The sequence below is a fragment of the Pseudomonas sp. ZS1P83 genome, from assembly GCF_054897825.1.
In genome coordinates this window covers 2,043,770-2,066,698 of the sequence record NZ_CM142706.1, presented here as the reverse complement: position 1 = coordinate 2,066,698, position 22,929 = coordinate 2,043,770, and the positions used below count along the sequence as shown (strand labels likewise).

At 57.8% G+C, this 22,929-nt stretch carries 28 protein-coding genes; 19 read left to right on the top strand and 9 right to left on the bottom strand.

Translation table 11 applies throughout. The features are described from left to right. Positions 1-33: 33 nt before the first annotated feature. On the bottom strand, positions 34-390 hold the full coding sequence (locus ACYZT0_RS10130; protein ID WP_462045704.1) for a hypothetical protein: 357 nt from the start codon (positions 388-390) through the stop codon (positions 34-36). A 211-nt stretch (positions 391-601) separates the two neighbouring features. Between ACYZT0_RS10130 and ACYZT0_RS10125 the strand changes: the two genes are divergently transcribed. The 6 genes from ACYZT0_RS10125 to ada all read left to right on the top strand — a co-directional run bounded on the left by ACYZT0_RS10125 (position 602) and on the right by ada (position 4,264). Further along, positions 602-904 carry a DUF1883 domain-containing protein gene (locus ACYZT0_RS10125; protein WP_462045703.1) on the top strand — a complete coding sequence of 101 codons (303 nt, stop codon included), beginning with the start codon at positions 602-604 and terminating at the stop codon, positions 902-904. A 29-nt stretch (positions 905-933) separates the two neighbouring features. Continuing rightward, positions 934-1,110 (top strand): hypothetical protein, encoded by a 177-nt coding sequence (locus tag ACYZT0_RS10120; protein ID WP_462045702.1) that lies wholly within the window; start codon positions 934-936, stop codon positions 1,108-1,110. Between the two features lie 126 nt (positions 1,111-1,236). Beyond that, entirely contained in the window at positions 1,237-1,743 is a 507-nt protein-coding gene (locus ACYZT0_RS10115; RefSeq protein WP_462045701.1) for a methylated-DNA--[protein]-cysteine S-methyltransferase, read from the top strand. Continuing rightward, on the top strand, positions 1,740-2,444 hold the full coding sequence (locus tag ACYZT0_RS10110; protein ID WP_462045700.1) for a 2OG-Fe(II) oxygenase: 705 nt from the start codon (positions 1,740-1,742) through the stop codon (positions 2,442-2,444). Before ACYZT0_RS10115 ends, ACYZT0_RS10110 begins: the two co-directional genes overlap by 4 nt. Continuing rightward, a complete protein-coding gene (gene alkB / locus ACYZT0_RS10105; protein WP_462045699.1) occupies positions 2,434-3,114 on the top strand; it encodes a DNA oxidative demethylase AlkB in 681 nt (226 codons plus the stop codon). The genes ACYZT0_RS10110 and alkB overlap by 11 nt, the downstream gene beginning before the upstream one ends. An 85-nt stretch (positions 3,115-3,199) precedes the next feature. Then, positions 3,200-4,264 (top strand): bifunctional DNA-binding transcriptional regulator/O6-methylguanine-DNA methyltransferase Ada, encoded by a 1,065-nt coding sequence (ada, locus tag ACYZT0_RS10100; RefSeq protein ID WP_462045698.1) that lies wholly within the window; start codon positions 3,200-3,202, stop codon positions 4,262-4,264. 2 nt (positions 4,265-4,266) lie between these two features. Here the strand turns inward: ada and acuI are convergent, their stop codons facing one another. Beyond that, on the bottom strand, positions 4,267-5,250 hold the full coding sequence (acuI, locus tag ACYZT0_RS10095; RefSeq protein ID WP_462045697.1) for an acrylyl-CoA reductase (NADPH): 984 nt from the start codon (positions 5,248-5,250) through the stop codon (positions 4,267-4,269). A gap of 189 nt (positions 5,251-5,439) precedes the next feature. Between acuI and ACYZT0_RS10090 the strand changes: the two genes are divergently transcribed. The 12 genes from ACYZT0_RS10090 (at position 5,440) to ACYZT0_RS10035 (ending at position 14,550) form a co-directional block, all read left to right on the top strand. Beyond that, positions 5,440-6,504, top strand: a complete 1,065-nt coding sequence (locus tag ACYZT0_RS10090) for an NAD(P)H-dependent flavin oxidoreductase (RefSeq protein ID WP_462045696.1) — start codon at positions 5,440-5,442, stop codon at positions 6,502-6,504. A 227-nt stretch (positions 6,505-6,731) separates the two neighbouring features. Then, positions 6,732-7,499, top strand: coding sequence for a molybdate ABC transporter substrate-binding protein (modA, locus tag ACYZT0_RS10085; protein ID WP_462045695.1), 768 nt, complete (start codon positions 6,732-6,734; stop codon positions 7,497-7,499). Then, a complete protein-coding gene (gene modB / locus ACYZT0_RS10080) occupies positions 7,500-8,180 on the top strand; it encodes a molybdate ABC transporter permease subunit (protein ID WP_462045694.1) in 681 nt (226 codons plus the stop codon). A 3-nt stretch (positions 8,181-8,183) separates the two neighbouring features. Then, positions 8,184-9,263 carry a molybdenum ABC transporter ATP-binding protein gene (gene modC / locus ACYZT0_RS10075; RefSeq protein ID WP_462045693.1) on the top strand — a complete coding sequence of 360 codons (1,080 nt, stop codon included), beginning with the start codon at positions 8,184-8,186 and terminating at the stop codon, positions 9,261-9,263. Positions 9,264-9,337: 74 nt separating this feature from the next. Further along, positions 9,338-10,378 (top strand): DNA topoisomerase IB, encoded by a 1,041-nt coding sequence (locus tag ACYZT0_RS10070; RefSeq protein ID WP_462045692.1) that lies wholly within the window; start codon positions 9,338-9,340, stop codon positions 10,376-10,378. Positions 10,379-10,450: 72 nt separating this feature from the next. Further along, complete coding sequence (locus ACYZT0_RS10065; RefSeq protein ID WP_462045691.1) at positions 10,451-10,672, top strand: hypothetical protein; 222 nt, start codon at positions 10,451-10,453, stop codon at positions 10,670-10,672. A gap of 125 nt (positions 10,673-10,797) precedes the next feature. After that, positions 10,798-11,028, top strand: coding sequence for a hypothetical protein (locus ACYZT0_RS10060; protein ID WP_462034789.1), 231 nt, complete (start codon positions 10,798-10,800; stop codon positions 11,026-11,028). 307 nt (positions 11,029-11,335) lie between these two features. Next, positions 11,336-11,620 carry a hypothetical protein gene (locus tag ACYZT0_RS10055; RefSeq protein ID WP_462045690.1) on the top strand — a complete coding sequence of 95 codons (285 nt, stop codon included), beginning with the start codon at positions 11,336-11,338 and terminating at the stop codon, positions 11,618-11,620. A 404-nt stretch (positions 11,621-12,024) separates the two neighbouring features. Then, on the top strand, positions 12,025-12,234 hold the full coding sequence (locus ACYZT0_RS10050; RefSeq protein ID WP_462045689.1) for a hypothetical protein: 210 nt from the start codon (positions 12,025-12,027) through the stop codon (positions 12,232-12,234). Between the two features lie 564 nt (positions 12,235-12,798). Beyond that, positions 12,799-13,008, top strand: a complete 210-nt coding sequence (locus tag ACYZT0_RS10045; protein WP_462045688.1) for a hypothetical protein — start codon at positions 12,799-12,801, stop codon at positions 13,006-13,008. Between the two features lie 94 nt (positions 13,009-13,102). Next, positions 13,103-13,831 (top strand): hypothetical protein, encoded by a 729-nt coding sequence (locus tag ACYZT0_RS10040; RefSeq protein WP_462045687.1) that lies wholly within the window; start codon positions 13,103-13,105, stop codon positions 13,829-13,831. 23 nt (positions 13,832-13,854) lie between these two features. Further along, positions 13,855-14,550 (top strand): SOS response-associated peptidase family protein, encoded by a 696-nt coding sequence (locus tag ACYZT0_RS10035; RefSeq protein ID WP_462045686.1) that lies wholly within the window; start codon positions 13,855-13,857, stop codon positions 14,548-14,550. A 9-nt stretch (positions 14,551-14,559) separates the two neighbouring features. On the opposite strand, the gene ACYZT0_RS10030 is transcribed toward ACYZT0_RS10035, so the two are convergent. Next, on the bottom strand, positions 14,560-14,985 hold the full coding sequence (locus ACYZT0_RS10030) for a cell wall hydrolase (protein WP_462045685.1): 426 nt from the start codon (positions 14,983-14,985) through the stop codon (positions 14,560-14,562). A gap of 138 nt (positions 14,986-15,123) precedes the next feature. On the opposite strand from ACYZT0_RS10030, the gene ACYZT0_RS10025 reads away from it, so the two are divergent. Continuing rightward, positions 15,124-16,161: a class I SAM-dependent methyltransferase gene (locus ACYZT0_RS10025; protein ID WP_462045684.1), complete on the top strand. Its 1,038-nt coding sequence runs from the start codon at positions 15,124-15,126 to the stop codon at positions 16,159-16,161. Positions 16,162-16,403: 242 nt separating this feature from the next. Here ACYZT0_RS10025 and ACYZT0_RS10020 read toward each other — a convergent pair whose 3' ends face one another. Genes ACYZT0_RS10020 through ACYZT0_RS09995 form a run of 6 tightly spaced genes read right to left on the bottom strand, consistent with a single transcriptional unit; the run spans position 16,404 to position 22,915 of the window. Further along, positions 16,404-16,769 (bottom strand): phage tail protein, encoded by a 366-nt coding sequence (locus ACYZT0_RS10020; RefSeq protein WP_462045683.1) that lies wholly within the window; start codon positions 16,767-16,769, stop codon positions 16,404-16,406. Next, complete coding sequence (locus ACYZT0_RS10015; protein WP_462045682.1) at positions 16,766-17,092, bottom strand: hypothetical protein; 327 nt, start codon at positions 17,090-17,092, stop codon at positions 16,766-16,768. Before ACYZT0_RS10015 ends, ACYZT0_RS10020 begins: the two co-directional genes overlap by 4 nt. Continuing rightward, entirely contained in the window at positions 17,092-18,285 is a 1,194-nt protein-coding gene (locus tag ACYZT0_RS10010; protein WP_462045681.1) for a phage tail protein, read from the bottom strand. Before ACYZT0_RS10010 ends, ACYZT0_RS10015 begins: the two co-directional genes overlap by 1 nt. Before the next feature lie 38 nt (positions 18,286-18,323). Then, positions 18,324-18,983, bottom strand: a complete 660-nt coding sequence (locus ACYZT0_RS10005) for a hypothetical protein (protein WP_462045680.1) — start codon at positions 18,981-18,983, stop codon at positions 18,324-18,326. After that, complete coding sequence (locus ACYZT0_RS10000; RefSeq protein ID WP_462041985.1) at positions 18,980-19,288, bottom strand: hypothetical protein; 309 nt, start codon at positions 19,286-19,288, stop codon at positions 18,980-18,982. The genes ACYZT0_RS10005 and ACYZT0_RS10000 overlap by 4 nt, the downstream gene beginning before the upstream one ends. 48 nt (positions 19,289-19,336) lie before the next feature. After that, positions 19,337-22,915, bottom strand: a complete 3,579-nt coding sequence (locus ACYZT0_RS09995; RefSeq protein WP_462045679.1) for a TipJ family phage tail tip protein — start codon at positions 22,913-22,915, stop codon at positions 19,337-19,339. Positions 22,916-22,929 lie beyond the last annotated feature (14 nt).

The window sequence follows — 22,929 nt, the reverse complement described above, 5'->3', positions numbered from 1 at the left end:
TTAACGGCATCAGTGCTGTCGGGCGACAGTCTATCAGCCAGAAATGCACGCAGTAGCGGCATTGCGTACATCCATTGGGCGTAACGGCACATTGGAGATACGCTCATGCAACTTGATGCTGCTGCCAGTGGAGCGGTCTTCTATATCAAATACCGCGGCCGGGCCCGAGGAGAATTTCTGCGGCACGATGACGCGCACACCGTCCTTCTGCGGCTCGACTTGCAGGGCGCCCCGACTGCTGGCCAGTTTCTCGGTCAGGCATTGCGCGTACTCATGAGGTTTCTTGCCTGAAATCACGCTCATGGTGGGCAGCGTCTCATTGATTTCAGAGACACTCGCACAACCACTCATCGCTATCGCCATAGGCAAGATCAGTACCCCCCACTTCATACAAAACCTCCGATAAAGACACTCCGACAGTACAAATGCTGTTTTTCTCCGAGGCTTGCTGCGTTTATCGCACATAGAATTCCGTATATCTGTTTTTAATTGTCAAAGCAGACCTCGACGACCGGATAATAACCCGTTCGGGCTGATAAACTGCGCCAATCGCCCATGCTATCGTTTTGATTTTGTAGAAAAAGCCCTTCTGGAGGCGCCCATGAAATTTATCCACCAGCGCGAGCACCTCAACGAAGACGACATCGTCGTCATTCAATGCTCGCAAACGTGCAACATCCGCTTGATGAACGACGCAAATTTCCGCAGCTTCAAGAATGGCGGCCGCCACACTTACCATGGCGGTGCATTCGACACCTTCCCGGCCCGGATTACTGCACCGAGTACCGGTTTCTGGAACATCACCATCGACACGGTCAACCGTCGGCCGATTAGCGTGACTCGCACACCGACCCTGACTCACACCATCAAGATCATCCGCCGCTCCAACTCGAAACTGAGCTGAGTGACACCCAAACACGAAGACAAGCAGGTATGACCGTGGCCCAAACGACCAAGTACGTCATCAAATACAAACTCAATGGTGAGCGTCGCTTCGAATTTGCCCAGCTTGAAAAAGGCACCGAAGAAGAAGCCAGGGCCGCGCTGGACGCCATTCATGGCCAAAGCGAAGACGTCATCAGCGAAATCAGCGTCAGCAAAGCGCTGTAACGGGATCCGGAGCGACAACAAGGACGTCTGCTCCCCCATCTGAAATTCGACCGCAAGCGCCGGAGTGATCACCCACTCACCGCTCCCTAGACTGGCCACCTCAACCTTTGGTTAAGGAGTCAGAACATGTCTACTTCCTCGATTCGATTTATCAGCGGCACTTCCGGCCTTGGCATCTTGCTGCTGGCGTTCAGCGCCGAGGGTCTGTGCGCGCTGTTGCTCGGTGATCACCTGGCAACGCTGGAACACGATCTTGCGCGGCGCTTCCCCGGCAAACAAACACCGCAGCGCGATGAGGGCTTGATGCCTGTGCTGGAGCAAACCCTGCGCCACCTCGAAGACCCGCGTAGCGCCCTTGATCTTCCACTGGATCTGACCGGCAGCGTGTTTCAACGGCGAGTCTGGGATGCCCTGCGACAAATACCGGTGGGTGAAACCGCCAGTTACCAGGACATCGCGCGACAATTGGGTCAACCCATGGCTTTTCGGGCGGTGGCCAATGCCTGTGGAGCGAACCCGCTGGCGGTGATCGTGCCGTGCCATCGAGTGCGGCGTCAGGATGGAAGCCTCGGCGGCTACCGCTGGGGGCTGGAGCGCAAACGGCAACTGCTGGAGCGTGAGACACAGCGATGAGCGAGCCATTTCTCGATGGACTGGACTGGGCCACACTGGAACTGCAACTCGATCAGGATGGCTGCGCGATCATCAGGTCGCTTTTAAGCCACCAGACGTGCGATGAAATCAGCGCGCTGTACGCCCGCCCCGAACCGTTTCGCTCGCAGGTGGTCATGGCTCGTCACGGCTTTGGCCGTGGCGAGTACAAATACTTCAGGTACCCGTTGCCAGATGTCGTCGGCCATTTGCGCAGGTCGCTCTACCCTCGACTGGTGCCGATAGCCAATCGCTGGTACGGGCACATGGGCCTGCCGACCCGCTTCCCTGAAACGCACGAAGCGTTCCTCGAACGCTGCCATGCCGCCGGTCAGGAACGCCCGACGCCGTTGTTGCTGCAATATGGCCCGCAGGACTACAACTGCCTTCATCAGGATCTGTACGGCGAACACGTTTTCCCACTGCAAGTGGCGATTCTGCTGTCAGAGCCGGATGACGACTTCACCGGCGGCGAGTTCGTGCTGACCGAGCAGCGCCCGCGGATGCAATCACGCCCTCAGGTCATTGGCCTTAAGAAAGGCGACGGGCTGATCTTTGCCGTCAATCAACGACCGGTCAAAGGCGTTCGTGGTTATTACCGGGTCACCCTGCGCCACGGCGTGAGTCGCCTGCACAGCGGAAAACGGCATACCCTTGGAATCATCTTTCACGATGCTTTATGAGCCCATGAACCCGACCACCTTCGACTTGTTTGCCGACGCTGAACCCGAGCAGCAACCCAGGCTCGATCGGATCGGCGAACAATCCTGCGTCCTCAGAGGCTTTGCCCTGCCCTGGCTGGATCAGTTGCTGCCCGCACTGAACGCGGTTTTGGCGGCTGCACCGTTTCGACAGATGATCACGCCCGGGGGCTCTACCATGTCGGTAGCCTTGAGCAGTTGCGGCGCGCTGGGCTGGACCACCGACCGCAGCGGTTATCGCTATACCCGCAATGATCCGCAGACCGGTCAACCCTGGCCGAAAATGCCCGACGTGTTTTTCGAACTGGCACAAGCGGCGGCGCGGGAAGCGGGGTTTGCGGATTTCGCGCCTGATTCCTGCCTGATCAACCGTTATGTTCCCGGAGCCAAGATGTCGTTGCACCAGGACAAAGACGAAGTTTCCTACGCTGCGCCCATTGTTTCAGTGTCGCTGGGACTGCCGGCGATGTTCTTATTCGGCGGTTTCGAGCGCAGCGATAAAAGCCAGCGAGTACCACTGTTGCATGGTGACATCGTGGTCTGGGGCGGTGTGGATCGCTTGCGGTATCACGGAGTCTTGGCGATCAAAGACGGCCAACACCCGCGACTGGGCGAACAACGGATCAACTTCACCTTTCGTACCGCTGGATGAAGCCTTCGAATTCGACCGCAAGACCCGGGGTGCAGCGACCCCCTCGGCTGGTTAATCTGAATGAAACAGGTCAGGACATGAAGCCATGACAAACCATTCGACAAAGATCGCCACCGAGAATGATCCTCGCTGGGCCGCCGTCGTTGCGCGTGATCCCCGGGCAGACGGACAGTTTGTGTACGCGGTGAAAACGACCGGTATTTACTGCCGCCCCAGCAGCCTGGCGCGTTTGCCGAAACCGCAGAACGTCGAATTCTTCGACACCGCCGAGCAGGCGCAGGCGGCGGGTTACCGCCCCAGCAAACGAGCCGCGAAGGATCAAAGCGACGTCGCCGCGCAACATGCCGCGACCGTGGCCGCCGCTTGCCGCCAGATTGAAACCGCGGAAAATCTGCCTGTACTGAGTGAGCTGGCCTTTGCTGCGGGCCTCAGCAGCTTTCACTTCCATCGGGTGTTCAAAGCGGTCACCGGTCTGACGCCCAAGGGTTACGCCACGGCCCATCGTTCACGCAGGGTCCGAGAGCGCCTCGCGGATGGAGGCTCAGTGACCGACGCGCTGTATGACGCTGGCTTCAACTCCAACAGTCGTTTTTATGAAGCAGCCGATCAACTATTAGGCATGAAACCTGGTGATTACCGCTCAGAAGGCCAGAACAACGACATTCGTTTCGCCGTCGGCCAGTGTTCCCTGGGGGCGATTCTGGTGGCGCAGAGTGAACGGGGAGTTTGCGCGATCCTGCTGGGAGATGATCCGCATCAACTGGTCTGCGATCTGCAGGACAAATTTCGGCGTGCGAATCTGATTGGCGCCGACCCCGCGTTCGAGCAACTGATCGCCAAGGTGGTTGGTTTTATCGAAGCGCCGGCCCTGGGCCTGAATTTGCCGCTAGATGTTCGCGGCACCGCTTTTCAAGAGCGGGTTTGGCAAGCCTTGCGGGAGATTCCTGCTGGCTGCACCGCGAGTTACGCCGATATCGCCCAGCGAATCGGCGCGCCAAAAGCGATGCGCGCCGTGGCTCAAGCCTGCGGCGCGAATACACTGGCGGTGGCGATTCCGTGCCACCGCGTGGTGCGCAGCGACGGCAACCTGTCGGGCTATCGCTGGGGTGTGGAACGCAAACGGCAATTGCTGGAACGTGAAGCCCAGTAAAATCAGCGATTCACATCCACCACAACCCGCCCGCGCAATTGCCCCGCGAGCAACCGCGGTGCGGCGTCGATCGCTTCACTCAAACCGATTTCGTGGCTAATCAGCGGCAGCAAAGCGAAGTCGAGATCCTTGGCCAGACGATTCCAGGCCAGCACTCGCTTGGCTTTCGGCTGGGTCACGCTGTTGATCCCGGCCAGGGTCACGCCGCGCAAAATGAACGGTGCGACTGAAGCCGGGAAGTCCATGCCTTGCGCCAGGCCACACGCGGCGACAGTGCCGTTGGCCTTCGTGCTGGCACAGGCGTTGGCCAGAGTGTGACTGCCGACCGCGTCGATGACCGCCGCCCAACGCTCCTTGGCCAAGGGTTTACCCGGCTCGGACAACGTGGCGCGGTCGATGATGTCGCTGGCGCCTAGTTGCTTGAGGTAGTCGTGCTCAGAGGTTCGGCCGGTGGACGCGACCACCCGATAGCCGAGCTTGCTCAGCAGTGCAATGGCAAAACTGCCTACACCGCCATTGGCGCCGGTGACCAATACTTCGCCCTGATCGGGCGTCACGCCATTATGTTCCAGCGCCAGGATGCTCAGCATCGCCGTGTAACCCGCCGTGCCGATGGCCATCGCTTGCGCCGCGGTGAATGCCTTGGGTAGCGGAATCAACCAGTCACCATTCAAGCGAGCCTTCTGTGCCAGTCCGCCCCAATGTCCTTCGCCAACACCCCAGCCATTGAGTACGACCTGATCACCAACCTTGTAGTCCGGATGCCCACTGACTTCGACAGTGCCTGCCAGATCGATCCCCGGCACCATCGGGAATTTTCGTACCACCGGGCTGCTGCCGGTGATCGCCAGGCCATCCTTGAAATTCAGCGTGCTGTACGCCACACGCACCGTCACATCGCCCTCGGGCAGTTGATCGTCATTGATCTCTTGCAGTGTGGCCCGGTACCCGCTGTCGTCTTTGTCGATCAAAATGCCTTTGAACATCGCTGCCTCCTAATGGAATCACTCAGTTTTGGTGCCGTTGAAATAACACATAGCAATATTTCCTCGTACTCGACTTTAAGCCAAGAGTGGCACACGAGCTGAAAACTCGACTGGCCTTGTATCAGTCATTGCTGATACAAAAACGGTATTACCGTCCCTGCCCTGTTATGACGTCGGAGAACCTTTTAAATGAGCAAATGGCCAGACACCCGCATTCTAGACCTGCTTGGCATTGAGCTGCCGATCATCCAGGCACCCATGGCCGGCGCGACCGGTTCGGCCATGGTTATCGCAGCCAGCAACGCCGGCGGCCTGGGCTCGATGCCTGCTGCCATGTTGAGCATCGATCAATTGCGCGAGGAGCTGAAAACGATTCGCCAACACACTCAGCGCCCGATCAACGTCAACTACTTCTGCCATCAGCCACCCGCCGCCGACGAGCAACGCGCTAGAGACTGGAAGAATCTACTGGAACCTTACTACCGGGAACTTGGTGTGGACTTCGACGCACCGACGCCGGTGTCCAATCGAGCGCCGTTCGATAACGTGGCCTGCGAAGTGATCGAAGAATTTCGCCCCGAAGTCGTGAGCTTCCACTTCGGCCTGCCGGAAAAGTCCCTGCTGGAACGCGTGAAAGCCACTGGGGCGAAAGTGCTCTCCTCGGCCACCACCGTTGAAGAGGCCATCTGGCTCGAGCAACATGGCTGTGACGCGATCATCGCCATGGGATACGAAGCCGGTGGCCATAGGGGCATGTTTCTCAGTGATGATCTGAGCAGCCAGGTGGGCATCTTTGCGCTGCTGCCCCAGATCGTCGACGCGGTGAAAGTGCCGGTGATTGCTGCCGGCGGTATTGCCGATGCACGAGGCGTCGCGGCAGCTTTCCTGTTGGGCGCTTCGGCGGTGCAAGTGGGCACCGCGTACTTGTTCACGCCAGAAGCCAAGGTCAGCGCGTCTCACCACAAGGCGTTGCGCACCGCCAAGGAAAGTGAGACAGCCGTCACTAACATTTTCACCGGGCGCCCGGCGCGTGGAATTCTCAATCGGGTGATGCGCGAACTCGGGCCCATGAGTGCCAAAGCACCGGCCTTCCCGCTCGCGGGTGGAGCGCTGATGCCGTTGCGGGCCAAGGGGGAAGCGGATTTCAGCACTCTCTGGGCGGGTCAGGCCTTCACGCTGGGCGTGGAAATGACCTCGGCTGAACTGACCCGGCGCCTGGCGGATGATGGGTTGGCGAAATTGACCCACCGATAAACAACCTGCGACTAGCGAAAAACCTGTGGCGAGGGAGCTTGCTCCCGCTGGGTCGCGCAGCGGCCCCAAAGGCTTTGCGGCTGCTTCGCAGCCAAGCGGGAGCAAGCTCCCTCACCACAGTTGAGCACCCTCACTCTCACAAAGTTCCGTTTGCAGGCATTTCGCTATATATTAAGCTATATAGCGTTTACCCCCCTCGTTGCACTTGCCTACCACGGAGCCGTTTCATGACCATTCGTGCCTCACGTTTTGCCCCAACCTGCCTGGCAACGCTGCTCGCAGTGTTTGCTTTCGGGTCCGCCCAGGCCGACGAAGTCCAGGTTGCCGTCGCCGCCAACTTCACTGCACCCCTTCAGGTGATCGCCGCCGACTTCGAAAAAGACACCGGGCATAAACTGGTCGCTTCCTACGGTGCAACCGGGCAGTTCTACACCCAGATAAAGAATGGCGCACCGTTCGAAGTGTTCCTCTCGGCGGACGACACCACCGCGCAAAAACTCGAAACCGAAGGCGACACGGTCAAAGGTTCGCGCTTCACCTACGCCGTTGGCACTCTGGCGCTGTGGTCGGCCAAGGAAGGTTACGTCGATGCCAAGGGCAAAGTGCTGAGCGACAACCAATACCAACACCTGTCCATCGCCAACCCGAAAGCGGCGCCTTATGGTCTGGCCGCCACTCAGGTGCTGGCCAAGCTGGGGCTGAACGATAAAGTCAAAGACAAGATCGTTGAAGGCCAGAACATCTCTCAGGCCTACCAATTCGTCTCCACCGGCAACGCCGAACTCGGTTTTGTGGCCTTGTCGCAGGTCTACAAAGACGGCAAAGTCACCGGCGGCTCGGCCTGGATCGTTCCAGCCGACATGCATTCCCCTATCAAACAAGATGCGGTGATCCTCAACAAAGGCAAGGACAACCCGGCCGCCAAGGCGCTGGTTGACTACCTCAAAGGTCCGAAAGCCGCCGCCGTCATGAAATCCTACGGTTACCAACTCTAAATGACGCTATCGAGTGCCGACTTTTCCGCCATCTGGCTGACCCTGAAACTGGCGTCGCTGACGACAGTTATCCTGCTGGTCATCGGCACTCCGATTGCGTTATGGCTGTCGCGCACCCGCTCGTGGTTGCGCGGCCCGGTCGGGGCGATCGTCGCCCTGCCCATGGTACTGCCGCCGACGGTGATTGGTTTTTACCTGTTGCTGGCGCTTGGCCCTAACGGGTTTGTCGGCCACTTCACCCAGTCACTGGGGCTCGGCACCCTCACGTTCAGTTTTGCAGGGCTGGTCATCGGCTCGGTGCTCTACTCGATGCCGTTCGTGGTCCAGCCACTGCAAAACGCTTTTTCTGCCATCGGTACTCGCCCATTGGAGGTGGCTGCGACCTTACGCGCCAATCCCTGGGACACGTTTTTTTGCGTGATCCTGCCGCTGGCCCGCCCCGGTTTCATCACTGCAGCCATTCTCGGTTTCGCCCACACCGTCGGTGAATTCGGCGTAGTACTGATGATTGGCGGCAACATTCCCGACAAAACCCGCGTGGTCTCGGTGCAGATCTACGATCACGTCGAAGCCATGGAGTACGCCCAAGCCCATTGGCTGGCCGGGGCGATGTTGGTGTTCTCCTTTGTTGTGTTGCTGGCGCTCTACTCCAGCCGTAAAACCAAATCGGGTTGGAGCTGATCGATGATTCATGCGCGTCTGAAACTGAGGTATTCGGAGTTCACCCTGGAGGTGGATCTGCATTTGCCCGGCCGCGGAGTCACTGCACTTTACGGTCATTCCGGTTCGGGCAAGACCACCTGCCTGCGCTGCATCGCCGGCCTGGAGAAGGCCGAGCAGGGTTTCATTCAGGTCAACGATGAAGTCTGGCAGGACAGCGACAAGAAGATTTTCGTCCCACCCCACAAACGTGCGCTGGGTTACGTCTTCCAGGAAGCCAGCCTGTTTCCCCATCTGTCGGTGTTGGCCAATCTGGAGTTCGGCCTCAAGCGCATTCCTCGCCAACAGCGCCGGGTCGACACGTCTCACGCGACTGAACTGCTCGGGATCGGCCACCTGCTGGATCGCCATCCACAGCATCTTTCGGGCGGTGAACGCCAGCGCATCGGCATCGCCCGGGCCCTGCTCACCAGCCCCAAACTGTTGCTGATGGACGAGCCGCTGGCAGCATTGGATAGCCAGCGCAAAAACGAAATCCTGCCGTACCTGCAACGACTCCACGATGAACTGGACATCCCGGTGCTGTACGTCAGCCATTCGCAGGACGAAGTGGCCCGGCTGGCCGACCACCTCGTCCTGCTCAGTAACGGCAAGGCGCTGGCCAGCGGCCCTATCGGTGAAACCCTGGCTCGTCTTGACCTGCCCTTGGCGCTGGGCGACGACGCCGGCGTGGTGATCGAGGGGCGCGTCAGTGCCCATGACGCCGACTACCAGTTGCTGACCCTGCAACTGCCCGACACGACCCTGAACATTCGAGTGGCTCACTCACCGATGGCCTTGGGTCAGGCGCTGCGGTGCAAGGTTCAGGCGCGGGATGTCAGCCTGAGCCTGCAAAGCGTCGAGCAAAGCAGCATCCTCAATCGCCTCCCGGTCACCGTGATGAGTGAAATGGGCGCGGACAACGCCGCCCACGTGCTGATCCGTCTGGACGCCGGCGGCACACCGCTGCTGGCGCGGATCACCCGCTACTCCCGGGACCAATTGGGCGTGCACCCCGGCCAGCAACTCTGGGCACAGATCAAGGCGGTGGCGGTGCTGGCATAAATCCGCTGGCACGACTGCAATGGCGTGCGGTCAATGGCTGTAACGGCCCTGTTCCGTCGCCAAGGACTATCGCCATGTCCGATATCGCGCTGCCCGATGTGCTGCCATCCGACCTGCATTACGTCGATGACGCCCAGCCCGGCATCACCCGCAAGAAACTGCGCGGCAAGTTCTGTTATTACGACCCTGCGGGTCAGCGCATCACCGACCAAGATGAGATCAAACGCATCAACACCCTCGCCGTGCCCCCGGCCTACACCGATGTGTGGATCTGTGCCGACCCGCGCGGACATCTGCAAGCCACCGGCCATGATGCCCGAGGTCGCAAGCAATACCGTTATCACCCGCGCTGGCGAGAAGTGCGCGATGCCGACAAATACTCGCGCCTGCGGGACTTCGGCCTGGCCCTGCCGAAACTGCGCAAACAGCTTGAAGCACTGCTGGCGGCTCCCGGTTTCAGCCGCGACAAGGTCATGGCCACGGTCATCACCTTGCTCGATGCGACGCTGATCCGGGTCGGCAACACCCAGTACGCTCGGGATAACCGCTCCTACGGCCTCACTACCCTGCGTAACCGTCACGTCGAGGTCAACGGCAGTGCGATCCTGTTCCAGTTCCGCGGCAAGAGCGGCGTCGAGCATCAGATCACCGTGAAAGACCGGCGCCTGGCGCGGATCATCAAACGCTGCCTGGAAATTCCCGGACAAAACCTGTTTCAGTACCTGGATGAAAATGGTGAGCGGCACACCGTCAGTTCCTCCGACGTCAACGCCTACCTGCAAACCCTCACTGGCGCCGACTTCACTGCCAAGGATTACCGCACCTGGGCTGGCAGCGCGTTGGCATTGGCGGTTTTGCGGGAACTGCAGTGGGAACCCGAGTCGGATGCGAAGCGGCATGTGGTGGAGATGGTCAAGAACGTCGCCAAACAACTGGGTAACACCCCGGCAGTCTGCCGCAAGTGCTACATCCACCCCGCGGTGCTTGATGGTTTTCTTCTGGGTGTGCTGTCTGAGCTGCCCAGGCCACGCGCGCGCATAGGGCTCAGGGCAGAGGAAGTTGGGCTCGCGGTGTTTTTGGAGATGAGGGCCGCAATGGCTGAGGCGACGAACTGAACCGTCTATTTTTTGCACGATCGCAAATGGCTTCTATAGTTGTTCTGAACACGAATTAGCTGCGGTGACGCCATGGAAGACATTTTCGTTGTGACGCGTTGCACCAAGATCATCATCCATGGCCGCCGAGACGGAGAAACCAGCCATCCACCACCGGACGCCGCCGTCTGGTATCGCATCGCGGATACTCGAACCCACGGCTTCATCGGTGACGGTTTCGATCGTGAACAAGACGCCCAACATGAATGCTGGCATTTAAATGCCAGATCACAAGTGACGGCCCGACAAGGCTAAGGTCACCTGCCTTTTACGGGTCTATACTGAGAAAGCTGAAGGAACAGCGACCCCATCGGCAGAAAGCTCGCTCCCAGCGGGCTTTTTGCTGCCAAATATAGGTTTCTTGAACGGAGGTGTTTGCCATGTCCGAAAAAGAGTCCATCACCACTTTGCTCACTCTGCTCGACTCCCGTCAGGCTCGCCTGGCAGCGGCGTGCAAGGAAATCGCCGACTGGGTCGACCATCAAGGCGGTCACCCGACGGCCCTGAGAATCCGTGATCGTCTGAACGACATCGAGAAAGACGCGCCACTGATTCGCAATACGCTGTCGTCGCTCAAACCTGTCGACAAGCCCCTGCCGCGGTTCAGATGATTCGATCTGGACACCTTCAAGGACACGGCCTGATTCAGGACGCATGAACGGCGACATTGTTGTCACCGTATGCGTCCTTGCCTGATCGCTTCCCGATACATCCCCAACCCGGCCTGACGCTGGGCTTTTTTATGGCTAAGCAGTCTATTTCACACAGCATTCACATCTCGGGCTCTACATTGACCGGACTCCTTTGAAGAACCCCCTGGCCCGCCCGCACGCGGGTCTTTTTTTGCCCGTTACGCCAGCAACGAACGTCCCCCTACGCTGGAGGTCAAACGATTACACGTCACCAAGGAGGCGTCTGATGGTTACTCACTTCAAAGTCGGCGGGCATTTGGCCTGCGGTCACAAAGGCAGCAAACTCGTTTCAACCAGCGAACTTACTCGGGTGAAATGCAGAAGCTGCCGCAACACCGACGCGTTCAAGGATGCGCGCAAAGACCAGCGCAACGCTGCACGCCGCGCCGCACGCAAAACCAAAGTTACGCACACTGCCAAAGACTGGCGTGCGGCCTGGGTCGAACGGCTCACCGCCATGGAAGGACTGCAACGATTGCCTCGTGGTTTTACCGGTCAGCCTTTCGTTTAGCTGACAGCTTTGGCGGCTGAATCGAACTCACTCGATCCGGCCGCTGACGCCATGAGCTGTTTGTTTGCTTGCATCCCGAACCAGATCGCTTTTGCTACTCCGGCGTGCGCTTCCGTTGAGATAACGGGCGTGCGTTAGTTAAATAATCTTGAACTAATGCACGCTGAACTTATTGTTAGTTGTTCGCTTTGTAGCCATTTTTTATAGTCAGACAACGCAACTTTTAAGATTAGAAAACCCCAAACTGATCAATATATTATTTGATTCTAAGATCAATAGCGGCGTCAGCGATGTGCGCACCATCGCCATGCCATTTTTTGGCGGCAAACAGATTCCTCGACTAGGGTTCTATCGAACCAAATTGCGCCGACGGCGTTGGCGGGCACTCATCGAGGAGGGGACAGATGACATCAATTCGTGATACCGAGAAAACCTATCGCACCTGGTCCAGCCCAATCTTGCTTGAACTCAAGGAGAGAGAGCACCAGCTGGACCCTGCAGCCCGCCAGGCCCTTCAAAATGTCTTGGTGGAGAGAAGGCTTGTCAATACAGGCAACCCTTCTGGCGAAGATCGACGAGAGGTTAATCCAGCGACTGGCGGCCGGCATCAATAGCTGTGGCCAACAAAATAGCAGACCAGAAACAAACAAGGGTTTGCATTAGCTTTCGCTCGCAAACCCTTGATTTAAGATGGTGCCCGAAGCCGGAATCGAACCGGCACGTCCTTACGAACGGGGGATTTTAAGTCCCAAGGGAAAATCAATCAGGCCGTGCCTTCCAATAGCTTTTCCGGGTCGCAATCAAGCAAAAAAGGTTGCCATGCAGCCCAATGTTTCCGCATACCTCTAAATGATTGCGGCCCGGAAAAACCCATGTTCAAAGCGAAAAAATGCCCGCTCAGCGCGAGTCGAAACAAATCCACACTATGCCAATGATGCATACATCCACGCGCTCTACTGGTAATGCCTCGACCCCTAGCACCCCATGCACGCAGTACCCTTGCAAGACCTTGTGTAATGGCCGTAAACATTGGCGCTCGCTGCAATCGAATGCCCACAAGTGCTTACAAGTGCGTGAGAGAGTCACGCAAAAGTCACGCACCCCTCCCTGGCGTCCTGCCGACCGAACACCAACTCCTCCACGCCTGTTACGCTGTCCTCATCCAAGGAGGACATCAAATGCCAAATTCAGACCTGCTCCCTTCCCTGCTCTACAAGATCAACGAAAACCAGCTCGCCCTCGAGGCAGCCATCCTCGAGCTGTCCAACTGGGTCGAGCAACGAGGATCGGGCGACGTCGCTGACAACGTGCGCGGCGCTTTGGACACCATCGACAGGAACGAGGAGTTCATCAAGCTTACTCTCGCAGTCCTGATGACCCCGGAGTGACTTAGAGCTGCAGCTCGTCGCCTCATCCTCGCCACGATAGCCGCGCCTCAATTACTGTACATAACACCAGTACTTGTACAGCGAACTAGTCCCCATGAATTTCGACCAGGCTAAAGCGCTGAGACTTCAGCAGTGGCGCTCGACCCTCGACGACCACGATTTCCGAATGCAGAACCCAGAGGCTCACCGACATACCCTTCACGAAATGAGCGCTGCCCTCGTCGCTGAAGGTTTGATCGACGAACTTCAGCAGTTCGACATGAACGAAATGGCGAACGCTGCTTACTGGCACGCCGTGGAAGAACTTCATACGTCGCCAGCCCGCTACTGCGGCGCTTCCGCCTACGACGTTTTGCAGCGTGGCAACGGCGAGCTATTCGGTCGCATTGGACAGTCAATTTTCTATGCCACAAGCACGCTTGCCGACAATGCAGGATCCTCATACGACGGGAAGATTTACCGCGATGCCACCGGGGCAAACCTTGTTTTCAGCCCGTCCGGTGTTACTGCAAGAATTGTCGGTCTTGTACTGACGCTGCCTGATGGGCAGCAATACGACCTTGTCGAAACCGGACGAACACTCGAGGGGATCACCCACGAGCCGATAGCAGATCCGGACATCTACCGCGCGCTGGTGGACGCCGCCCAAATTGCCCACGAGTGCTGTGATCTACGTACTTTCGAAAGAGTGCGGCCGCGTCTCGACCTGGCCAGGTTCCGCACCTGCCCCGCGTGCCTTGATCGTTTTGACCGGCGTGAAGATTGCCCGACATGCGCTGGCAGAGGGTTTGTAACGAAGCCTTTGGCCGCTGGTCTACCCTGAATATACAGTCGGAGGGTTCAACCATGTGCGGACGCCTTTCACAGTACCGAGGCATTCACGACTTCGTCGCGGCGCTCAGCATCCCCAACGCATTGATCAACTATGCCGGCGACCAGCCTTTCGAGCGCTATAACGCTGCGCCGACCACGCAGCTTGCCCTCTTTCACCAAGAGGGTCAGTTTCTGCGCGCTGACATGGTTCGCTGGGGCTGGCGCCCGCACTGGGCCAAAGATCGCGCCGCGCCGATCAATGCTCGAGTTGAGAAAGTAGCTCATGGCCCATTCTTCAAAGCGATCTGGCCCCATCGGGCGATCATCGCCATCGACAACTGGTTTGAGTGGGTTTATGAAGGCGGACCGAAGAAGCAGCCCTACCTGATTCGCCACCGTGATCGGACGCCAATCCTTTGTGCCGCAATCGGTCAATATCCGATCGCCGAACATGAACCGAGCGAGCACGACGGCTTCGTTATCATCACCGCCGACAGCGCCGGCGGTATGGTGGATATCCATGACCGGCGACCTGTGACGCTCTCGCCTGAACTGGCCCGGGAATGGCTGGATCCGGCCACACCAAAAGAGCGCGCTGAGCAGATGGTGCTGCTCCAAGGAGAGCCGACTGAGGCGTTCGAGTGGTTCAACGTGGACCGCGCCATCGGCAATGTGCGCAATCAGGGACCCGATTTGATAAAGCCCGTCGAGGAAGACAGACTGTTCTGATCCGGCCGCTTATGGCACATCCCTGAAGAAAACGTGGTTACCTAAGTTCAGCGTCAGTTTCGCTCCGACCGTCCAGGCCGGTGCTTTCGGCATCGTAGTCGCGTAGTAGTGAGTAGCGCCGCCGGTGGGATCTGGCACCTTACCGGCCAGCACCTGGTCGGCAACGATCTGCGCTTGAGCAAACTCGCAGAATGGGATCGGCTTGGCGCCACTCAGGTATACGTAGTTCGGATCGTTCTTGTTCCAGCAGCTGAACTGGTATGGCTTCTGGCACACGCCGGTATAGCCCTCGCCCCACCATGATTTGGCCTTGCCGTCGTTCACGCGGTTGCGGATGGTCCAGGCAACGGCGATCTGGCCAGCAAGACTTTCGCCGCGCGCCTCCCCCCAAAGAGTGCGGGCGAAGATGTCGCGGTCTTTATCAGTTACAGGCATCACTTTTCTCCGGGCAAAAAAATACCCGCTCAATGGCGGGGGACAAATGTTGCGTTGGCAATAGGGAAAGAGTTCTGTTTAGCTAGCGGGTAATGCAAGCTTGATGTATCGGAAAATCATTCAAAGGAAGAATCCCCAATGCTATCTCTCGTAGCAGCTGTTAAGCGTGTGATAAGAAAAGATACGAACTGGGCAGCCGGCTTATTTACCACTCCTCTGGTGAATCTTGGTACAACAGACATTCGACTGCGAGGCATTCAGATGCCGGAACGCGAAGTGGGGGAGGAAAAAATAGGGCTCTCAGAGCAGTTCCTAGCCAACGCAGAGCAATACCATGCGCGGTACTCTGCCAGTGACGACTCAACCATGCTTTTTCGGAGCGCGCTCGCGGAGGTTGACTGGAAACCTTCTGAGAACATGACAATCTTGGATATCGGTACCGGCTCGGGCGCCAACTCGGTAATTCCGTCACTTCGGATATTCGAAGGATGCAAGATCGTAGCAACTGACCTTTCCCCGGACTTGTTGGCGCTCCTCCATCACTATCTTGAAAGTGAAAACCTGAGTTCACGAGTTGCGTGCATCTGCACGGACTCTATGAATAATCACTTCAAGGATGGAGCGTTCGATGTAGTTCTTGGGTCCGCGATACTGCACCATCTCATTGATCCCGAGGCGGCTATTCGTACCGCATTCAAGGCTCTGAAGCCTGGCGGTATTGCAATGTTCATCGAGCCGTTCGAAGGATTTTCATTGCTCGCACATGCGTTCAATCAAATCATGTCCGACGCCAATGAAAGCGACAAACAACTTTCTGATGACGCTCGCGCCTTCCTTAAGGCGATATGCATTGACCTTGATGCAAGGAAAGGCACAGACAAAAGCGACATTAAATTCCGCTACATGGACGACAAGTGGCTGTTCACGCGCACCTACATTGATGCCGCGAGCAGCAGAGCGGGCTTCAAGAGCGCGAAGATTGTTCCTTATTTGACGCCAGATGCATCACGCCACTATCGCACTAGTACTGAAATTCTGATGCGTTGTAGCGGCCTGGATCCTCACGCTTTGTTGCCGGCGTGGGCTTGGGAAAACATTGACAGCTTTGACCGCCTATTCTCTCCAGAAATGAAGCGTGACGCTCTTCTAGAGGGAACTATCATTCTTCAGAAGTAACAGGCTCAACTTTCGAATCTCGAACCGAGCAGTCGAAAAGCTGTTCGCCTTCAAAGTTCGCACGAAAATTCCCACTAGATCCTATTTTCAGTTTCTAGACTTTGTGGCAGATTCATCCAGTCAATGGCCTCAGGAAAGTCGGGTTGGGAGGCGATGCCGCGATCTCTATAAGTCACAGTCATCACTTTTCTCCAGGTAAAAAATACCCGCTCAATGGCGGGTGCGTTCAACTGCGCGGCGCGCTACATCAAGTCAGCAGCCCGAGCTTGTGGATCGGCGAAAATCTCTGGCGCCAGCGGCTCAACTGGCCACATGGGTGCTGCTGGCCAGGTGGCTTGTTTCGTGACTTTGCCGAGGGCGAACTTGTATGTTTTCCAAGCTGCAATACTGATCATCAGAGCCGCCTGCTCTACCTGATCCTCTTCTGTAGCATCGCCAGCATCTATTCCGTAGCCGAGGGTGTCGATGCGATCTTGGATTCGTGCGATCTGCACAATCGATTTCGTGTTCTTCCCTGCAAGCTCAGCCTTGACTGCCGTTAAATGCGCGGCCAGCACGGCGGCGTCCTTCATGGCCTGCGTGATGAGTTGGGACCAATCAATGTTCATTGCCGTTCCTCGTCTGCGTCGATGTCTGGCAGAGGTAGTGGGAATGCAACAGGGCCATCGGGGACATCAACAAGATCAACCGGAAACGCCTGTTCAGGACTGTAGTTCCATGGATTAGGTAGAAACATAGTCAGCGTGAGTTCTCCGTCAATCTTCTCGACATCACCAGCGAACCATATCGATTTGATTGCCGTCCAGGGAAGAGTGTCCCCATCCGACATTTGCGAAAAATCGAATTGCTCGCCATTCACCGTAAGTACATCACCTGATCGAACGACCGATAATGTGTCGTCACAACGTTTCGGACTTAATTTAATTCTCATCAGAACCACCGCCCAATTGCGACATAATTGTAGATCCCTTGGAAAAAGGAGGTTGTGCTGTAAGGGCCGAAGCACAACATGGATGGCCACGCGACGGGCGACGCTATATCAGAAAGGGCCGCCGGAATCACCGCGATACCAATGGCGTAAGCCCCAACATCTAGTTCTGGAATACCTACAAAAGCCACCGGGAAGTTTTTCCCGGGCGTTGTTCCTGTTGAAAAGATTCCGCCCGTCGCAATACTAGTACCGGCGTTGAATCCAAATCGATTGGTGCAGATCATTGTTCCATCCGCCCATTTGGTCCATGCCCCATTAGCGTTTGAACCGGTCTCGATAATTGCCCCCGTAGGTAGTCCGCCAGACTGCGAAACCGTTCCTACAGTGGCCGCCGGCTTCGTATTGGCAAGATTGTATCTAAGACAAATCCAATTCCCTCCGCCCAAACTCAAAAACTCAGCAGAGTCGTTCAGCGCAGTGGCGATATTCAGCCCGCCTTGGAGAATCAGTGATGTTGCGTTGTGGGTCAGCACCAGGGCGCCAGTAAATCGCACCGTGCGTCGAGCCCCTGCCGCGACAGTACCGAGTCCGGTAATTGTTGTTGTGCCACTGATAGTGATGACGTTGGATGCTGCCGCGCCAATGTCCACCGTCGCTGCCGAAGCCAATGCCACCGGAGTGGCGTCGTTGATCGCGCCGGTCATTTTCCCGCCAGCAAGCAGCAGTCGAGCAGCCACTTGAGCCTGAAGCTTTCCAAGACCGGACAGAACCGTATCACCAGCAAATACTGGCGTCCCATCCGTGGTTACAAACCCCATAAGCGCAACGTTACGAACTTTGGCGTCAGTGAAGTACTTGTTGGTAGCGCCCTCTGACAGTCCGTCGGTGTTGGTCAGCGCCGCAAGCTGCGCGCCGAACTGATTCACCATCGCTCGCAGCGCATCAGCCGAATCCTTGACGTATCCCTGCATCGGCGCCAGTGCGTAAACGCCGGCAGCGTTGGTCACACCCTGGTAGTTCGGCGAGATTGACAGCGCGGTGTCGCTGGCAATGTTGGTGACTTCGTACCATCCGCCGTCCGGCCCACGGAACGCGTCACCGACCCGACTGTTGGCAATGAATGCGGTACCCGTACCGATCACGGCATTGGAATTTTGGGTGACAGAGACCGTTCCTGATTTGTACCAGGGCATTGAGTATCTCCAGAAAGATATGTGCAGAGCGAAAGAAGTCAGGCCAGTAATTTGGCGCAGAGAAATGGACGGTGACCTTGGTCAGTCCAAGCAGTTGTTGCGAGGCTGTACATCATGATGCGGCCGTTTGCGTAGTCGACACCGAGCGCGCAACCACCTCCGGCTGCATCGTTGTGGCAGTTCATTGCAAAGGGGTTGAGGGAAACATACTCGCCTACACCGAGGACCTTGTTGATCCCCCAGAAATACCGTCGACCCACCGTGAGGACATCGGAGCCAAGGTAACTCCAGTTGCCGGCAGCGAAGGTCACGACGACTGCCGGAGCGCCACTGTCGTAAACCAGCGCCGCGTTCTGATCCCACAACCGCAGACCGTAGGCTGCCGTGCCCATGGACGCCCAGGCGGCCACGAAATACTGGCCGCTTAACGTTGCGTTGACGTTGGATGCTTTCATGGTGAACCCGGTCCAGTTTCCCGGCCCGCCGGTAAACCACACCGATATCGGAACCTGAATCGCTCCCTGATCCGGGCGAATGAACACTAGCGGCGGGTCCTGGCTTGTAATTGCTCGGGCAAACACCCCTGACGCATTGGTAGTCCCCGAATACGCACCCTTGGTGAGCATGCAAAGTCTGGGGGCCTCGGCGTCAATCTGAACAAATGCAGTGTCGTTGATGCTCTGAAATCCAAAGCTCATGTCGAGTACCTTATCGCGTAGCCCTTGGCAGCAACCGTTGAGCCGATAGTGGAAGCACTTGCAGATGGATTTTTTCTTCTGACAACCACCTGGCCCACCGCCGTCGTGACGAACGGATAGGACTTTTGGTTCCCGCTCCCGTCGGTTTCGGATGACTGCACATCCTGCGCCCTTGTCGGAATGATCATGAACACGCAGTTGGCCGGGTTGAAGCCCGGAATGTTCAGCGTGTAACTGGGCGTGGCGCCACTGAAGTCGATCACGCCCTGCCAAATAACCTGGTAGGTGAACGTATTGGTATCCATGGAGAGACCGCCGTTCCCGTCCCAGACCCGCATTCCATAAGCCATCTTTCACCCCAAATAACCGAGACGCACACGCAGCACATTGTTGGCGTCGTAGACCGAGACGTTCAGCGAGTTGATCACCAGCCGCCCCTGACCTGGGACGATGCCGTTGATCTCCAGCGTTCCGTCCTTGTTGAGAATCCATCCCTGCTGGCCGGCGATGTAGTTCGTCGAGCTGATGTAGCTTCCGATCTTAGCGTTGGTTATGGTGCCGTCAGCGATAAACGCCGAGTTCATGAACACCTGGCCACCCTGCACTGCAAACGGAACCGAGATGGCGCCGCCGGCGATCGTGTTGACGATGGCGAAGCGATCGGCACTCACCAGGAACTGGCTTTGCAGGCCGGCGCCGGTGTTCTCGATGCCCAAGCCGATGCCGGCTGCGATGTATTGCCCTCCCGCAGTGACCTGCATCTTCACCGACCACATAGTTGAGAGCTTGCCGTTTGTATCCGCAAATGCGGTTGAGGTCTGTTGTATTGCGGCAGTGTTGCTGCCCACAGACGCACTCAATTGATCAATCTTTGTTGCAGTTGCAGAGTTGTTCGTGGCGACCACTTCGGTGAGGCTGGTTACGTTGGCGGCAACCTGAGTTATACCGTCGGTGTTGGAAGTGATCTTCGCGTCGTAAGTCTTCAGCTCGCGCGCTGTTGCCTCGGTTTCCGATGCCCGGACCTTCTCTTCCGCAGCGATAGCCGCCGTGCTGGTCCACCCTTTTATGGCGTCTGCCAGGTCGCCCTCCCCGTTGTCGTTCCGGTAAGAGGCGCGCAGAGCCTGGAATGCCGTAGCCTGCGCGGTGACTTCGCCGTCCAGCTCTGTTATATCGGCGGTGTTAAAGGCGACCTGCTGAGCCAACCCATTGGCCGTCTCGACCGACTGCCCCACGTCCAGCCAGTAAGTGGTGTTCGGCGGTGGCGTGTTGATCGGAACTGCCCCCTTCGCCTGGTACAGCAACTGGCCAGAGCGCACGATCGCGTTCTTCACGTAGGTTTTGGTTGGGTCGTAGCTTTCGTCCAGCGCATCGATCTGCGTTTGAAGCCCTGGAATCTTCTCGATCTCGTCCAGCAGGTCCTGGCCAAGTTCTGTTTCGGTTATCTTGCCGGCGATCATTTCGAGAATGGCCGCGGCGTCGGCGCTCGATTGACCCTGCACGCCCATACCAATCGGGTACCACGGACCGATGTTGCCGATCCGATCCACTAGGCGACCCCAGAAGTAGAGCGTCACGCCTGCGCGCAAGCCCAGCATCGAGAAATCGCTTTGTGGGTACGAGAGGTCTGTAAGCTTGGTCGCGGCTTCCAATCTGGTCGTCGGGCCGTACCAGATTTCTGTCCGCTGCGTGTCCTCTGCGCCAGCCGGGAAGCCCCACTTCAAGTAGATGCCGAACAGCAGCGGTGTCGCCGTCAGATAGCTGAGCGCCGGCGGAAGACCCTCCTTGCCCTTCAGATAAGTCAGGATCGAGTTGCGCCAGACCGAGGAGATGTCGAAGGCGCTCACTGCCCGAACGCGAGCCACATACGCGCCGGCGTAGATGCCGACCACATCGACACTGGTCATCCCAGTGCGCTGCAGCTTGATCCAGTTCCCGCTGTCCTTACGCCACTCGACGTCGTAGCCGACTGCGCCGTTCACCGCAGGCCAGGAGATGGTCATGGTGGCCACGGCGATGCCCTGGGACACAACCGAGTTCGACGTTACGGTAACGCTGGCCGGCGCCGGAACCACGGTGATCGGAATCACGCTGATCGGCCGCTCTTCCAAGCGCGCGCCGGTGTCGATGTAGGCGAACTTACTCGGGTCGTACTGAACCGCCGAGATCTCGAAGACGCCAGGCTCCGGGCGAGACACACTGGTCACGCGATACAACGGCACGGCCAGGTCGTCAGCATCCAGCGCCCAGACAAGTTCAGGCTCCGGCACCGCAGAGTAGGCAACCGTCACGGTAACTACGCGCCCCGCGACGGATTGCACGGTACGGCCCTCACACTTTCCGTTGGGCAGGTTCAGGATCAAACGGTCCCCGGCTTTGGCTTGGGTTTCACGGTCGAGCGTGATCGAGCGGCCAGCAACCGCCGAGATGCGCCCGCCGATCGCGCGGCCGGCCAACAGTTCATCAGCCACCGGAATGACGTAGCCAGGCAGAGGGATGCGACCATCGAGGCCAACACGGAAGTTGATTCCGCGATCCCTCGAATTGGTCAGTAGCGCCCATTTGCCGCGACGCTGCGCCTCCGACTCTCGAGTGCAGCCAATTGCGCTGATCTCCAGTGGATTGTCGCCATAGCGGCGCTGAAGCTTGGCGTCGGTCACGGCAGTGACGTCGGTGTCGTAGTTGTTCGCCGGGTTGTCGTAGCTGATCAGCGCTCGACTGTACCGGGTGCGCTCCGATGCGCTCGAGTAAGTGAACTTGCCGTCAATTACGTTCGCCCGGGTATATGCAAAGTCGAAGTCGGTTGCGCGCGGCATGTCGGACAGCGTGAAGACCTGGCCTTGAGCCCAATAGGTCATGCCGCGGTAAATTGCAGATATGTCGCGGAGCAGCGACCAGGCGTCAGCCTTGCCCTGCAGGTTTAAGTTGCAGATGAAGCGCGGCTCTTGGCCGCCAACGCCGTTCGGCACCAACTGATCGCAATACTGGGCGATCCGGTATAGCTCCCACTTGTCGACTTGCCACGGTTTGATGCGGCGACCAAGGCCGAAGCGATCGCTGACGGTAATGTCGTAGGTCATCCACGTCGGGTTATCGGTCCAAGCCAGTTTGAAGGTGCCGTCCCAAACCCCGGTGTAGGAGCGACTTTCTGGATTGTAATTGCTCGGTACCTGGATTTTCCGGCCCTTGCACTTGATCGTCACGGCGGGGATGTTGCGAAACTGCTCGGCCGAGAATTCGATGTAAAGCAGCGCGGTGTTCGGATAGCGCAGCTTCGCGTCGATCACCTCGGTGAAGCCCGCGATCTGCATAGTGTCGGCAATTTTGTTGTTGTTCTGGTTCGGTGTAATCCGGGTAACGCGCATCAGCCAGCCAGTGGTTGCTGCGGGCAGATCAATGCGGCGAGTGCGCTCATAGCTGCTGGTGGTCTTGCCGTCCACGGCCTCACTCAACACCTGCTGATAAGCGCCACCATCGGTAGCCAGCTCAACCTTGTACTCAATCCGGTACCCATTCACGTTACCGTTGGCATCAACCGATTGCAGGGCTGGCCAGGCGAAACGCAGGCGCACGGCCGAAAGTTCGGTGTTGTTGATCGCCCGGACCCACGGGGTGCCGCTTCGCAATTCGATACCGAGGGAGGCTTCGTTCTCAATCGACGGGATGCCTTGGATATAGCCCTGCTCGACCGAACCGCTCCGGAACTCCCACTTCACATTCGGGAAGTTCATGTTGCCCTGGGGGTCTTGCAGCGGCGTGTTATCGAGGTAGATCTCCTGAGCGGTGGGGTTGCCAGCGAATTCACCCTCACCGATCGCAATCAGGATTTTCGCCACAGCAACCGAACGCAGGCTGTCCGGCGCCTCGGTTGGGGTCTTTGGCTTGTCCGATCCGCCTTTGGCGCCGTAGATTTCAATCTGTTCTGCTGCGCCCATACTTTCCTCCAGGC